The 11,352-nt window shown below is 70.3% G+C and carries 12 protein-coding genes; 8 read left to right on the forward strand and 4 right to left on the reverse strand.

Going from position 1 to position 11,352, the window contains the following annotated elements:
- The 7 genes from ACYVE7_RS05820 to hutI all read left to right on the forward strand — a co-directional run bounded on the left by ACYVE7_RS05820 (position 1) and on the right by hutI (position 7,588).
- Positions 1-771 carry a polysaccharide deacetylase family protein gene (locus tag ACYVE7_RS05820; RefSeq protein WP_460363498.1) on the forward strand — a complete coding sequence of 257 codons (771 nt, stop codon included), beginning with the start codon at positions 1-3 and terminating at the stop codon, positions 769-771.
- A 33-nt stretch (positions 772-804) separates the two neighbouring features.
- On the forward strand, positions 805-2,178 hold the full coding sequence (locus ACYVE7_RS05825; RefSeq protein WP_460363499.1) for a lipopolysaccharide biosynthesis protein: 1,374 nt from the start codon (positions 805-807) through the stop codon (positions 2,176-2,178).
- A 2-nt stretch (positions 2,179-2,180) separates the two neighbouring features.
- Positions 2,181-4,403: a hypothetical protein gene (locus ACYVE7_RS05830; RefSeq protein ID WP_460363500.1), complete on the forward strand. Its 2,223-nt coding sequence runs from the start codon at positions 2,181-2,183 to the stop codon at positions 4,401-4,403.
- Positions 4,400-5,317, forward strand: coding sequence for a glycosyltransferase family 2 protein (locus ACYVE7_RS05835; protein WP_460363501.1), 918 nt, complete (start codon positions 4,400-4,402; stop codon positions 5,315-5,317). The genes ACYVE7_RS05830 and ACYVE7_RS05835 overlap by 4 nt, the downstream gene beginning before the upstream one ends.
- Positions 5,314-5,619 carry a hypothetical protein gene (locus tag ACYVE7_RS05840; protein WP_460363502.1) on the forward strand — a complete coding sequence of 102 codons (306 nt, stop codon included), beginning with the start codon at positions 5,314-5,316 and terminating at the stop codon, positions 5,617-5,619. Before ACYVE7_RS05835 ends, ACYVE7_RS05840 begins: the two co-directional genes overlap by 4 nt.
- A gap of 75 nt (positions 5,620-5,694) precedes the next feature.
- Entirely contained in the window at positions 5,695-6,327 is a 633-nt protein-coding gene (locus tag ACYVE7_RS05845; RefSeq protein ID WP_460363503.1) for a hypothetical protein, read from the forward strand.
- Positions 6,328-6,445: 118 nt separating this feature from the next.
- Complete coding sequence (gene hutI, locus ACYVE7_RS05850) at positions 6,446-7,588, forward strand: imidazolonepropionase (RefSeq protein ID WP_460363504.1); 1,143 nt, start codon at positions 6,446-6,448, stop codon at positions 7,586-7,588.
- Here hutI and ACYVE7_RS05855 read toward each other — a convergent pair.
- Positions 7,585-8,127, reverse strand: coding sequence for a hypothetical protein (locus tag ACYVE7_RS05855; protein WP_460363505.1), 543 nt, complete (start codon positions 8,125-8,127; stop codon positions 7,585-7,587). The two genes, hutI and ACYVE7_RS05855, sit on opposite strands and share 4 nt — an antisense overlap.
- A gap of 51 nt (positions 8,128-8,178) precedes the next feature.
- Here ACYVE7_RS05855 and ACYVE7_RS05860 point away from each other — a divergent pair, with 51 nt between their 5' ends.
- On the forward strand, positions 8,179-8,481 hold the full coding sequence (locus tag ACYVE7_RS05860) for a cupin domain-containing protein (protein ID WP_460363506.1): 303 nt from the start codon (positions 8,179-8,181) through the stop codon (positions 8,479-8,481).
- On the opposite strand, the gene ACYVE7_RS05865 is transcribed toward ACYVE7_RS05860, so the two are convergent.
- From ACYVE7_RS05865 to ACYVE7_RS05875, 3 genes are read right to left on the reverse strand one after another with little or no spacing between them, the layout of a single operon-like run.
- Positions 8,478-8,969, reverse strand: coding sequence for a flavin reductase family protein (locus ACYVE7_RS05865; protein ID WP_460363507.1), 492 nt, complete (start codon positions 8,967-8,969; stop codon positions 8,478-8,480). The two genes, ACYVE7_RS05860 and ACYVE7_RS05865, sit on opposite strands and share 4 nt — an antisense overlap.
- Positions 8,970-8,972: 3 nt before the next feature.
- The gene (gene sppA / locus ACYVE7_RS05870) at positions 8,973-10,667 is read right to left on the reverse strand and encodes a signal peptide peptidase SppA (protein WP_460363508.1); all 1,695 of its coding nucleotides are present in this window, start codon (positions 10,665-10,667) and stop codon (positions 8,973-8,975) included.
- A gap of 9 nt (positions 10,668-10,676) precedes the next feature.
- A complete protein-coding gene (locus ACYVE7_RS05875; RefSeq protein WP_460363509.1) occupies positions 10,677-11,153 on the reverse strand; it encodes a PaaI family thioesterase in 477 nt (158 codons plus the stop codon).
- Positions 11,154-11,352 lie beyond the last annotated feature (199 nt).

Below are 11,352 nucleotides of genomic sequence, written 5' to 3' on the forward strand. Positions count from 1 at the left end.
ATGGGCGTCCCGATCCTGATGTACCACTCCGTCCGCACGTCGCCGCCGCCGGAGACGGCCGGGCTCTGCGTGTCGCCGGGCGCGTTCCGCGACCAGCTCGCGCTGCTCAAGGACGAGGGGTACACGCCGCTGCCGCTGTCGGCCGTCGAAGCGGGGGTCGAGGCGGTGAACCCGGTCTGCATCACCTTCGACGACGGGTACGCCGACCTGCACTCCGACGCGCTGCCGATCCTCACCGACTTCGGCTTCCCCGCCACGGTGTTCGTGACCACGGGCTGGCTCGACGACGCCGGGCCCGACGCCGCAGGGCGTCCCCTGGACAGGATGCTGACCTGGGCGCACGTCCGGGAGCTGACCCCGCACGGGATCGAGGTCGGCGCGCACAGCCACAGCCATCCGCAGCTCGACCAGCTCCGCGACGGCGCGCTCCACGACGAGCTGACCCGCAGCCGGCTCGCTCTGGAGGACAGACTCCAGTTGCCGGTGACCACGATGGCCTACCCCTACGGCTACTCCAGCGCGCGGGTGCGGCGGTTCGTGGCCCGCACCGGCTACGCCAGCGCCTACGCCGTCGCCAACGACCTGGCCGATCCGGTCGACGGGTACGCGATCCCGCGGCTGACCGTCCAGGCGTCCACTTCGCTGGAGACGTTCGGGCGGATCGTGGCGGGCCGGCACGGCTTCGTCCGGGAGAAGGCGCTGACCAAGGGCTACGCGATGGTGCGGCGCTCCCGGTACGCCTACCGGAAGGCGATGCACCGTGAGGCGTGAACCGTGAGCCGCGGATCGTGGAACCCTGAGGTCATGGGCACCGGCCCCCAGGACATCTCCAGCCTGCTGGGGGCCAAGCCGCGGCACGACGCGTCCCGGATGGACCGGCTCCGCGGCGAGCTCGGCAACCCGCTGTTCCGCAACGCCTACGCGCTCATGCTGAACGGCGGGCTGACCGGGGTGCTCGGCCTGGGCTTCTGGATCGCCGCCAAGCACTTCCACACCCAGGAGGACTTCGGGCGCAGCGCCGCCGAAATCCAGGCGATCATGGGGATCGGCGGGGTGACGATCCTCAACTACATGCTGCTGCGGTTCGTGCCGCTGGCCGGGCCCGCCACGAAACGGCTGGTCGTCGCCACCTACCTGGTCGGCGCGGTGTCGGCGCTGCTGCTCGGCGTCCTGTTCCTGGTGTCGCTGAACTGGTGGAGCAGCCCCAACTTCGACGGGCTGACCTCCCCCGGCTCGGCCGCGCTGTTCCTGCTGTTCATCGTGGCCTGGAACATCTTCACCCAGCAGGACGGCGTGTTCACCGGGCTGCGCAGAGCCGGCTGGGTGCCCGCCAAGAACACCGGCTACGGCGTGCTCAAGTTCGTGCTGCTCGCGGCGCTGGCCTGGACGATCGATCCGGCGAGCGGGATCGTGCTGGCCACGATGATCCCGGTGCTGCTCGTGGTCGTGCCGATGGACGTCAAGATCTTCCGGACGCTGATCCCCGAGCACGTCGCCCTGACCAAGGGCCGGCACCGCACCCCCACTCCGCGCGAGGTCGGCCGGTACCTGGCCGGCGACTACATCGGCACGGTCTTCTCCCATTCGACGATCAACTTCATTCCGCTGCTGGTCGCGGCGAAGGTGTCGGCGGGCACCAACGGCTACTTCGCGATGGCGTGGGTGTTCGGGCTGATGCTCGACCTGCTCGCGCTGAACATGGCGATGTCGATGACCGTCGAAGGCTCCTTCGACACCGCGAAACTCGCCGAGACCACCAAGGCCGCGCTGCGCCGCACCGTGATGCTGCTGGTGCCGATCTCCGCGTTCGTCGCGTTCGTCGCGCCGTGGGTGCTGTCGTGGCCGATCCTGTTCGGCGCCGGGTTCGCCGGCCAGGCGGGGCCCGTGCTGATGCTGCTGGCGTTCGCGACCCTCCCCAAAGCGGTCATCGAGCTGTACATCGGGGTGCTGCGGGTCCGGTCGAAGACCAGGCTCGTCGCGCTGATCCAGGGCGCGCGGTTCGCCGGAGTGCTGGCCGGGGTGCTGCTGTTCGTCGACGACCATCGGCTGATCGCGGTCGGCTGGGCGGTCCTGGCCGTCCAGGGCACCGTCGCGCTGGCCGTGCTGCCGCCGCTGCTGCGGGCCACCCGCACCGCACCCGTCCCTTCCCAGAGCCGTGCGGCGGAAGGTAGAAGTTGAGCGTGTCCACCCCCCTGACGGCCGCCCCCGAGGCCTCCCCCGCGGATCCGCTGGAGAAGCTGCCGGTCGTCGTGCTCAGCCTGCTGGTCGGGCTCGGCGCCGTGCTGTTCTGGGTGCCGCTGCGCGGCGTCACCCCCGCGAACGCCGACGGCTACGGGCTGATCAAGATCCTGCCGCTGCCGACCCTGCTCGGCGCGGTCGTCCTCGTCGCCGCGTTCGTCGGCACCCTGTCGCTGCGCCGGGCCGCGCCGCTGCTGCTCGGCGCGCAGATCGTGCTGACCGTGGTGTCGCTGCACGCGCTCGCCCAGGTGATGGAGCCGATCGCCCGGTTCCCGACGGTCTGGCAGCACGCCGGGTTCATCGAGTACATCACCAGGACCGGCAACATCGGCACCAACCTGGACGCCCGGTTCTCCTGGCCGGCGTTCTTCGCGCTGGTCGGGTTCGTCACCAAGGCCGTGGGCGTCACCGATCTGAACGCGGTGCTCAAATGGTCGCCGGTGGTCATGCAGCTGCTGTACCTGCTGCCGCTGTCGATGATCGTCCGGGTGACGAAGGCGAACTGGCGGGCCAAATGGTTCGCGGTCTGGCTGTTCCCGGTGGCCAACTGGGTGGGGCAGGACTATCTGGCGCCCCAGGCGTTCGGCTACCTGCTGTACCTGTTCTTCCTGGCGATCCTGCTGACGTACTTCCGGCCGACCGTCCTGCGGACCAGGAAGGCAGGACGGCGCGGCACCGGCAAGGAACCCGGCCGGATCTACTCGTTCTTCTTCGGGCCCAAAACGCCCGGCGAGGACCCCGTGATGGTGATCGGAACCTGGGAGCGGACCGCGCTGGTCCTGCTGCTGGTGGCGATCCTGCTGGCCGGGACGGCGTCCCACCAGCTCACCCCGTACCTGTTCATCGCCTCGTCGGCGGCGCTGGTGATCGTCGGACGGTGCGAGCTGCGCGGGCTGCCGATCGTCGGCGGAGTGATCTACCTCGGCTGGATCAGCTTCATGGCGTACGGGTACTGGGCGCCGTCGCCGAAGAACACCCTGTTCTCCGGCGGCGGGAACCCGCTGCAGACCCTGCTCCAGTCGACCAGCGGACGGATCGCGATCGGCGATCCGGCCCTCGGCAAGATCGCGATGCTGCGGATCGTGCTGGTGCTGGTGGTGATGGTGTTGACGGCCGTCGGGCTGATCCGGCGGCGCGCCCGCGGCATCGACGACCGGGTGGCGTTCATCCTGCTGATCGTCCCGGTGTCGACGTTCGGGCTCCAGTCCTACGGCGGCGAGATCGCGCTGCGCACCTACCTGTTCATGCTGCCCGGCGCGGTGTTCCTGGCCGCCTACGCCTTCTACCCCGACCCCAAGCCGGTGCCCGTGGTGAAGACCGGGCCGCGACGGCAGACCCTGCGGCGCTGGTACCCGGCCGTCGTCGCGACGGCCGCCGGGGTGCTGCTCATGGGCGGGTTCCTGACCGTCCGGTACGGCAACGAGGCGTTCGAGCAGGTCAGGCCGGGCGAGCTCAAGGCGTTCGCCGCGATGATCGACGACTCGGGCGACAAGCCGATCACGGTCGTCTGGGTGACGGGCGAGATCGTCACCAACGCCGAAGCCGCCTCGAACACCCCGCAGGGGCCCTGGAGCTACCAGCACTTCGAGCTGTTCAAGTACACGAACTCCAAGTTCGCGCAGGAGCCGTTCGCCTCGCAGCTCCTGAAGAAGCCGCCCGTCCAGCCGACCCAGGCCGAGCTGGCGTCGCGGAAGCCGACCCTGGAGGGGATCGAGCAGGACATGATGGCCGACGCCGGAAGCTACCTGTACAGCTCGCGGATCAACGACGAGTACCAGACCCTGAACTTCGGGCTGCCGCAGGACTGGGGCGTCAAACTCAGGACGCAGCTCGACTCCTCGCCCAAGTTCAAACGGGTCTTCGCCGACGGCGACGCGGCCGTCTACAAGCTGGCGAAACCACCGCCCGTCGATCCGGAACCGCCCGTCGTGCCGCTGGGGCTGAAGGTCGGGATCAGCCCGTGGACCCCGGCCGGGCTCATCTACCTGCCGGTGCTGCTCGGGGTGCTGACGGCGCGCGAGCTGCGGCGGCTGCGGGTGGACGTCATCGACCCGGCCGGGCTGCGGCGGCTGCGGCCCTACAGCGTCATCGCGTTCCCGCTGCTGCTGGGGCTGCTGGCGATCGTCGTCGAACGGTTCATCACACTGGGAGGGGTGGCGCAGTGAGCGAGCAGGTGCCGGGCGCGAGCCGGCCTTCGGTCAGCGTGGTGATTCCGACCAGGGACCGGCCCGAACTGCTGGCCGAGACCCTGGAGGCCGTCTTCGCGCAGGACTACCCGGGAGCGATCACCGCGATCGTGGTGTTCGACCAGAGCGAGATCAGTCTCCTCGCGGGCTCCGACGACCCGCAGCGGTCGATCAAGGTGATCCGGAACTCGCGGACGCCCGGGGCGGCGGGAGCACGGAACTCCGGTGTGCTGGCGGCCGAGACCGAGCTCGTTGCTTTCTGCGACGACACTGATCTGTTTCTGCCCGGCAAGCTGAAGATCCAGGTCGAGGTACTTCAGGACGACCCCGAGGCGGAAATAGTCTGCTGTGGGCTGAGGTTGTTCGGGCCCGAGCTGGAGATCGACCGCACGATCCCGCTGACGCACGTCACGGAGCAGGACCTGCTGCACGGGCACATGCCGCAGCTCCATCCGTCGGGGATCCTGATGCGCAGGGAGGCCGGATGGCTGTTCGACGAGGAGATCCCCGGCAGTTACGGGGAGGATTACGAGTTCCTGCTGCGGGCCGCGGGGCGGCGGCCGGTGCGGAACCTGCCCGTGGTGGGGGTGGCGATCCGCTGGCACAAGGGCTCCTACTTCTCGGTGCTGCAGAACGCGCCGCTGATCTCCAGCGCGGTCCAGTGGCTGCTCGGCAAGTACGACTTCCCGCGCGCCGGATACGCGCACTGGGCGGGCAAGGTGGCGTTCGCCGAGGCCGTCCAGAAGCACCGGGTCGAGGCGCTGCGCTGGTCGTGGCGGACCATGCGCAGACGTCCGCTGGACGCGCGTGCCCTGCTCGCGACGGTCGTCGCGCTCGGGGTGCCGCCGTCGTTCATCATGAAGGTGCTCGACCGGATGGGGCGGGGCGTATGACCGCGATCCTCATCCTGTTCATGATCGCGGTTCCGGCGGTCTGCTTCGCCTGGCTGCTGCCGGGGCTCGACCCGCTCGGCCGCGCGACGGCCGGGGTGGCCGCCTCGCTCTGCCTGCTCACCCTGACGGCCCAAGCGATGATCATCTTCAAGGCGTGGTCGCCGATGGGCGGGGCGATCGCTGTCGGCCTGGTCTCGCTGGCCGCGGCGGGCGTCGCCTGGCGTCGCCGGCCCGTCCATGAGGCCGAGGTCGAGGCGGCGTCCCGGGGCGACGAGGACGAGGACTGGCTGTTCGCCGAGTAGGCGGTTCCTCCCCGTTGTTCGTGTGATGGCCACCTTTTCGTGGCATGACGGACTGTTGGTAGTAGCGTGACCCGCGTGAAGAATGTGAAGCTCGCCCTCGTCGGCGCGGTCGTCGCCGGAAGCATCGTCGGGGTCGGCGCGCCCGCACAGGCCGCGCCGGCGAAGAAGCCCTGTGCCGTCGGCCTGTGGAAGGTGACCGGTGTCGCCGCCGTCATCAAGGGCACCATGGAAGACGGCAAGAAGAAGTACACCGCGTACAAGGGCATGGCCGGGATCAAGGTGAAGATCACCAAGACGGCTCTGCTGTACGACTTCCGCGGTTCGAAGCGCGAGTACTACTCCGGCTACGAAGGCGACACCAAGGTCGCCGGCTGGGAGCAGCTCGGTCTCGGCAAGCTGGCGCTGAAGGCGAAGCTGACCGGTGACAAGAAGGGCAGGCTCGCGACCGTCGCGAAGTCCGCGACGGGCAACGCCCTGGGCTACGGCTACTCGACGGCCCCCGTCGCCGCCCCCTGGGGCCCGCAGTGGAAGGTCGCCGACCACATCCGCAAGGGCCAGTTCGACACCCCGGTCCTGTCGAAGACCGGCACCTACCTGTGCAGCGCCAAGAACCCCAAGAAGAAGAAGCTCCAGCTCCGCGACGTCCGCCGCTGGGGCCAGCTCACCGAAACCGTCAAGATCAACCTCGTCCCCCTCAAAACCTCCTGACCCACCGCTCAGGCCGGAACCTCACCACCTGGACGAGCCCCCGTCTCCGTCTCGGATTTGAGACGGAGGCGGGGAACGGCGGGCGGGCAGGACAGGCGTGGGGTGGCAGGGTGGGAGGGTGAGTCTGGTCATCGCGGGTATCGGAGAGCTGGTCACCAACGATCCTGAGGTCGGGACGGTGCGGGATGCCGCGCTGGTGATCGAGGACGGGAAGATCGCTTGGGTCGGGGGGGCGGGGGACGCGCCTGAGGCCGACGAGCGGTTCGACGCGGCGGGGCGGGCCGTGCTGCCGGGGTTCGTGGACTCGCACGCGCATCTCGTGTTCGCCGGGGATCGGGCCGAGGAGTTCACGGCGCGGATGGCCGGGCAGAAGTACGCGGCCGGAGGGATCCGGACGACGGTGGCGGCGACCAGGGCCGCGACCGACGCGGAGCTCGAGACGAACCTGCGGCGGCTGGTCGCGGAGATGAACCGGCAGGGCACCACGACCGTCGAGTGCAAGTCGGGGTACGGGCTGGACGTCGAGTCCGAGGCCAGGTCACTGAAGATCGCGGGGCGGGTCGCCGACGAGGTAACCTTTCTCGGGGCGCACGTGGTGCCCGAAGGCGATCCGGCCGCCTATGTGGAGCTCGTCACCGGGCCGATGCTGGAGGCGTGCGCGCCCCACGCCCGCTGGATCGACGTGTTCTGCGAGCGCGGCGCATTCGACGGCGACCAGACCAGAGAGATCCTGACGGCGGGCGTCGCCAAGGGGCTGCTGCCGCGGCTGCACGCCGGCCAGCTCGGCACCGGCCCCGGCGTGCAGCTCGCCGTCGAGTTCGACGCGGGCTCCGCCGACCACTGCACGTTCCTCACCGACGCCGACGTCGCCGCCCTCGCCGGCTCCGGCACCGTCGCGACCCTGCTGCCGGGCGTCGAGTTCTCGACCCGCCAGCCCTACCCCGACGCCCGCCGCCTCCTCGACGCCGGCGCCACCGTCGCCCTGGCCTCGGACTGCAACCCGGGCTCCTGCTACACCTCGTCGCTGCCGTTCTGTATCGCGGTCGCGGTCCGCGACATGGGGATGACCCCGCAGGAGGCCGTGTGGGCGGCGACGGCCGGTGGCGCGCGCGCCCTGCGCCGTACCGACGTCGGCCATCTCGGCGTCGGAGCCCGCGCCGACATCCAGGTCCTGGACGCCCCCTCCCAGCTCCATCTGGCCTACCGCCCCGGCGTCCCGCTCACCGCGGCCGTCTGGGTCGCCGGCGAACGCCGCCTCTAACGCTGGTCGACGCGTTGGAGCAGGCCGTAGACGAACAGGGCCCGGTGGGCGGCGCCTTCGGCGGTGAAGTCGACGGCCCAGTGATGCGGGGCCGATCCTTCGACGTTGGCGGCGTCCTCGAACGAGACGCCGACGTCGTTGACGACGGCCGTCCACGGCTCCAGCTCGCCCAGCTTCATGATCTTCGGCGGTCCTGGCCGGACGAACCACTGGTTCCAGACGGGCCCGCCGGGACCGAGGAGCAGTTCGAACGCGAACTCCTCCCACGGCAGGATCCGCCAGCGCAGCACGTCGCAGGGCAGGTCCCCGAAGTCGCGGACGGTCCTGCTGAGCGGCGGCCCGAGCGCGGCCCGGAACGCCGCCGCCCCCTTGGGCGCGGAGCGGGAGTAGGCCCACTTCGTCCACAGGGTGTGGGCTTCGCGGAGCTCGGCGCGCGAGGAGCCCATCTCGTGGAGCGCTTCTTCGACCCGGCCGGGGTTGAGATCCCGCATCCGGTGCATCAAGGCGAGCGCCAGCCCGCGCGACCCGAGTCCGCCCATGCCCCTACCCTGCACTAATCTCGCCGGACAACCACCAGCAAAGGAAGTTCCATGTCGTTCGTCGTACACGTCGCCGATGCCGTGCTCGAACCGTCGGGTGGCGGCACGTATGCCACCGTCCTGCACGAGCGGGGCGGGGTGGAGCGCGGAATCTGGGAGATCGAGCCGGGCGTCGTCACCGATGTGGAGGCCGACGAGGTCTTCGTGGTGCTGTCGGGCCGCGCGACGATCGAGATCGAGGACGGCCCGACCCTGGAGGTCGGCCCCGGCGACGTCTGCGTGTTCGACCAGGGCGCCAAGACCACCTGGACGGTCCACGAGAAGCTCCGGAAGGTCTACCAGATCACCACTTAGCCGGACGTGCCGGGCAGGTAGCGCCGGTTCACCCTGATCAGGGGGTCCCGGCGCTCCAGATAGTCCACTCCGAGCACCTCGGCCACGAACAGCACATGATCACCGGCCGGGATCCGGAGCCTGGTCTCGCACTCCATCGCGGCCAGCCCGCCTTCGACCACCAGCGCGTCCGATTTGAGGCCGCGGTGGTGGTCCTGGCCGCTGAGCAGCAGCCGCGCGGACGGCCTGCCCTCGGCGGCGAACCGTCCGGCGAGGGCCCGCTGGGCGGCGGCCAGCACGGACACCGCCCAGCGGGGCTGCTTGTGCAGCACCTCGCACAGGTAGGAGGCGGCCGCGACGCTGATCAGCACCATCGGCGGGTCCATCGAGACGGACGTGAACGCCGTGATCGTGCTGCCGAGGTCGTCGCGCCCGTCCCGGACGGTGACCACGGCGACGTCGGTGGCGAAGGTGGCCAGTGCGGCCGTGAAGTCCTGAGGCGTGAGCATCGGTCAGCGCAGATCCCAGACGCCCGGCAGCACCAGCGGCCCGGCCGACGGCAGCCCGAGCTGCGCGGCGACGCCCGCGAGCGAGCCCCACGCGTCGAACCTGGCCGTCGCGGCGGTCCTGTCGTCGCTGGATTCGGGCGGCCGGAACCTGTCGAGCGGCGAGCTCTGCGGGAACGATCTGACGGGGGCGTCGGCGGGCAGTCCGGCCTGTTTGCGGGCGAGATCCAGAGCGGTGTCGATTCCGCCGAGCTCGTCGACGAGCCCGCGGTCACGGGCGTCGGCGCCCGTCCAGACCCGGCCGCGGGCGAGCGGTTCGAGCACGTCGAGGGGCATACCGCGGCCTTCGGCGGCCTTCTGGGTGAAGTCGGCGTAGATCCGGTCGAGCGAGGAGTTGATGCTGGTCCACTCGCTGTCGGTGAAGTCGCGGGTGGTGGCGTAGATCTGGGCGTGCTCGCCGAACGCGGTGCTGCCGAACGAGATCCCCAGCCTGGTCATCAGATCGCTGATCACGGGCTTGCCGGTGTAGACGCCGATGGAGCCGGTCAGCGTGCCCGGCTGGGCGACGATCTTGTCGGCGGCCATCGCGATGAAGTAGCCGCCGGACGCCGCCACGTTCCCCATCGAGACGATCACCGGTTTTCCGGCGCGTTTGGCCAGCCCGACCTCGCGCCAGACCACATCCGACGCCACATAGGAGCCGCCGGGGCTGTTCACCCGCAGGACGATCGCCTTGACCCGCTCGTCGCGGACGGCCGCGCGGATCGCCCCGGCGAGGGTGTCGGAGCCGACCGAACCGCCCTGCCCCGGCACGGCGCCCCGCCCGCTGCGACCCAGTTTGATCATGCCTTGGGCCTGGACCAGCGCGACGAGGTCCGGCTCCTTGCGGGCGGGCAGCTTGTCGGACAGGCCCGAGCGGGCGTACCGGGTGACAAATCTGAGCTGGGCGTCCTTGCCCGCCGACCGGCGCACGTAGGAGTACACCTCGTCGCGGTAGCCGAGCTCGTCGACCAGACCTGCCTCCAGGGCGTCGCCCGCGCCCAGCGGCGCCCGGTCGATCAACGCCCTGACCTCGGCGGCGGGCAGCCCGCGCGCCTCGGCGATCCCCGCGACGATCTGCTCGCCGATTGAGGCGACCAGCCGTTCGGACGCCTCCGCGTGGGCCTGCGTGTAGTCCGTCTCCAGGAACATGTTGGGCGCGGTCTTGTACTCGGCGCGCTTGCCGAACCGGAAGACCACCCCGGCCTTGTCCAGGGCGTCCTTGACGAACGGTTCGGACAGGGCGATCCCGGTGATCCCCACATCGCCGGACGGCTGGAGGAACACCCGCTCGAACCCGGACGCCAGATAGTAGGCGGCGGTGCCCTGCCCGGTCTCGCCGAAAGTCTCCGACCAGGCGACGGTCAGCTTTCCGGCCGCCCGGAACTCGGCGACGGCGTCGCGCAGCTCCTGGACGAGCGCCAGCCCCACCCCGCCGGAGATCTTGACGACCAGGGCCTTGACCTTCGGGTCGCGCCGGGCCTTGCGCAGCCCGTCCAGGACGTCGCGCAGATGGGTGCGGCGCATCGACAGCAGCGCCGTGACCGGGTCGGGCGGTGATCCCTCGACCACGCCCTCGCTGAGATCCAGCTCCAGGATCAGCGGGGCGTTGCGCCGGTCACGCAGCTCTTTGACGGTTCCGAGCGCCTTCAAAGGATCCATGGAGTCACCCTACGCGTCGGGATCGGCCTTCCGTTCACGGACGAACGCCTGGTTGTTCGTCACACTCGCGGTGGCCGTGGCGCAGGGGCGTCCCGAGGGGTCGAAGATGGTCGCGGTGGAGACGGTGCGCAAGCGTCCGTGGTGCACCACGGTGCCGGTGACCTGGTAGGTCTGGTCCTTGTGGACGGCCCGCAGGTAGTCGACGTTGAGGTTGAGTGTGAGCTGCGGCACGAACAGCTCGCCCGCGCTGGCGGCGGCCAGGCAGACGGCGTTGTCGAGGATCGTGGCGATGAACCCGCCGTGCACGGTCCCGCCGGGGTTGCAGAGTTTCTCCTCGGGCGTCCAGGCGAGGGTGATCCGGCCGGGTTCGGCCTTCTCGATCCGCTGGCCGATGTAGGACGACACGTCCGTGACCTGCGGGAAGCGGCCGTCGGCCATCGCCTGGATGAGTTCGGCCCCCGACAGGGTGTTCCAAAGATCCTGCATTCGGCGAATGCTAACCGCTCGCCCCGGTGCCGGATGTTCCGGGGTCAGTCGCCCGGTTCTTCGGGGAGGCCGATGAAACCGACCGTGGGGTTGCCCGACGGCGGGGTGGGGGGCGCGTCGCCGGCCGGGGAGCCGCCGGTGATCAGCCGGTCGACGAGGGCGGGGGCGTCGGGCGGGTCGCCGGCGAGGCAGCGGGTGA

Source organism: Actinocorallia lasiicapitis (assembly GCF_054778695.1).

Bases quoted from the DNA above. Each gene is read 5' to 3' on its own strand.
- ACYVE7_RS05820 (WP_460363498.1), top strand. From the start codon at position 1: ATGGGCGTCCCGATCCTGATGTACCACTCCGTCCGCACGTCGCCGCCG.
- ACYVE7_RS05825 (WP_460363499.1), top strand. From the start codon at position 805: ATGGGCACCGGCCCCCAGGACATCTCCAGCCTGCTGGGGGCCAAGCCG.
- ACYVE7_RS05840 (WP_460363502.1), top strand. From the start codon at position 5,314: ATGACCGCGATCCTCATCCTGTTCATGATCGCGGTTCCGGCGGTCTGC.
- ACYVE7_RS05855 (WP_460363505.1), bottom strand. From the start codon at position 8,127: ATGGGCGGACTCGGGTCGCGCGGGCTGGCGCTCGCCTTGATGCACCGG.
- ACYVE7_RS05860 (WP_460363506.1), top strand. From the start codon at position 8,179: ATGTCGTTCGTCGTACACGTCGCCGATGCCGTGCTCGAACCGTCGGGT.
- ACYVE7_RS05865 (WP_460363507.1), bottom strand. From the start codon at position 8,969: ATGCTCACGCCTCAGGACTTCACGGCCGCACTGGCCACCTTCGCCACC.
- sppA (WP_460363508.1), bottom strand. From the start codon at position 10,667: ATGGATCCTTTGAAGGCGCTCGGAACCGTCAAAGAGCTGCGTGACCGG.
- ACYVE7_RS05875 (WP_460363509.1), bottom strand. From the start codon at position 11,153: ATGCAGGATCTTTGGAACACCCTGTCGGGGGCCGAACTCATCCAGGCG.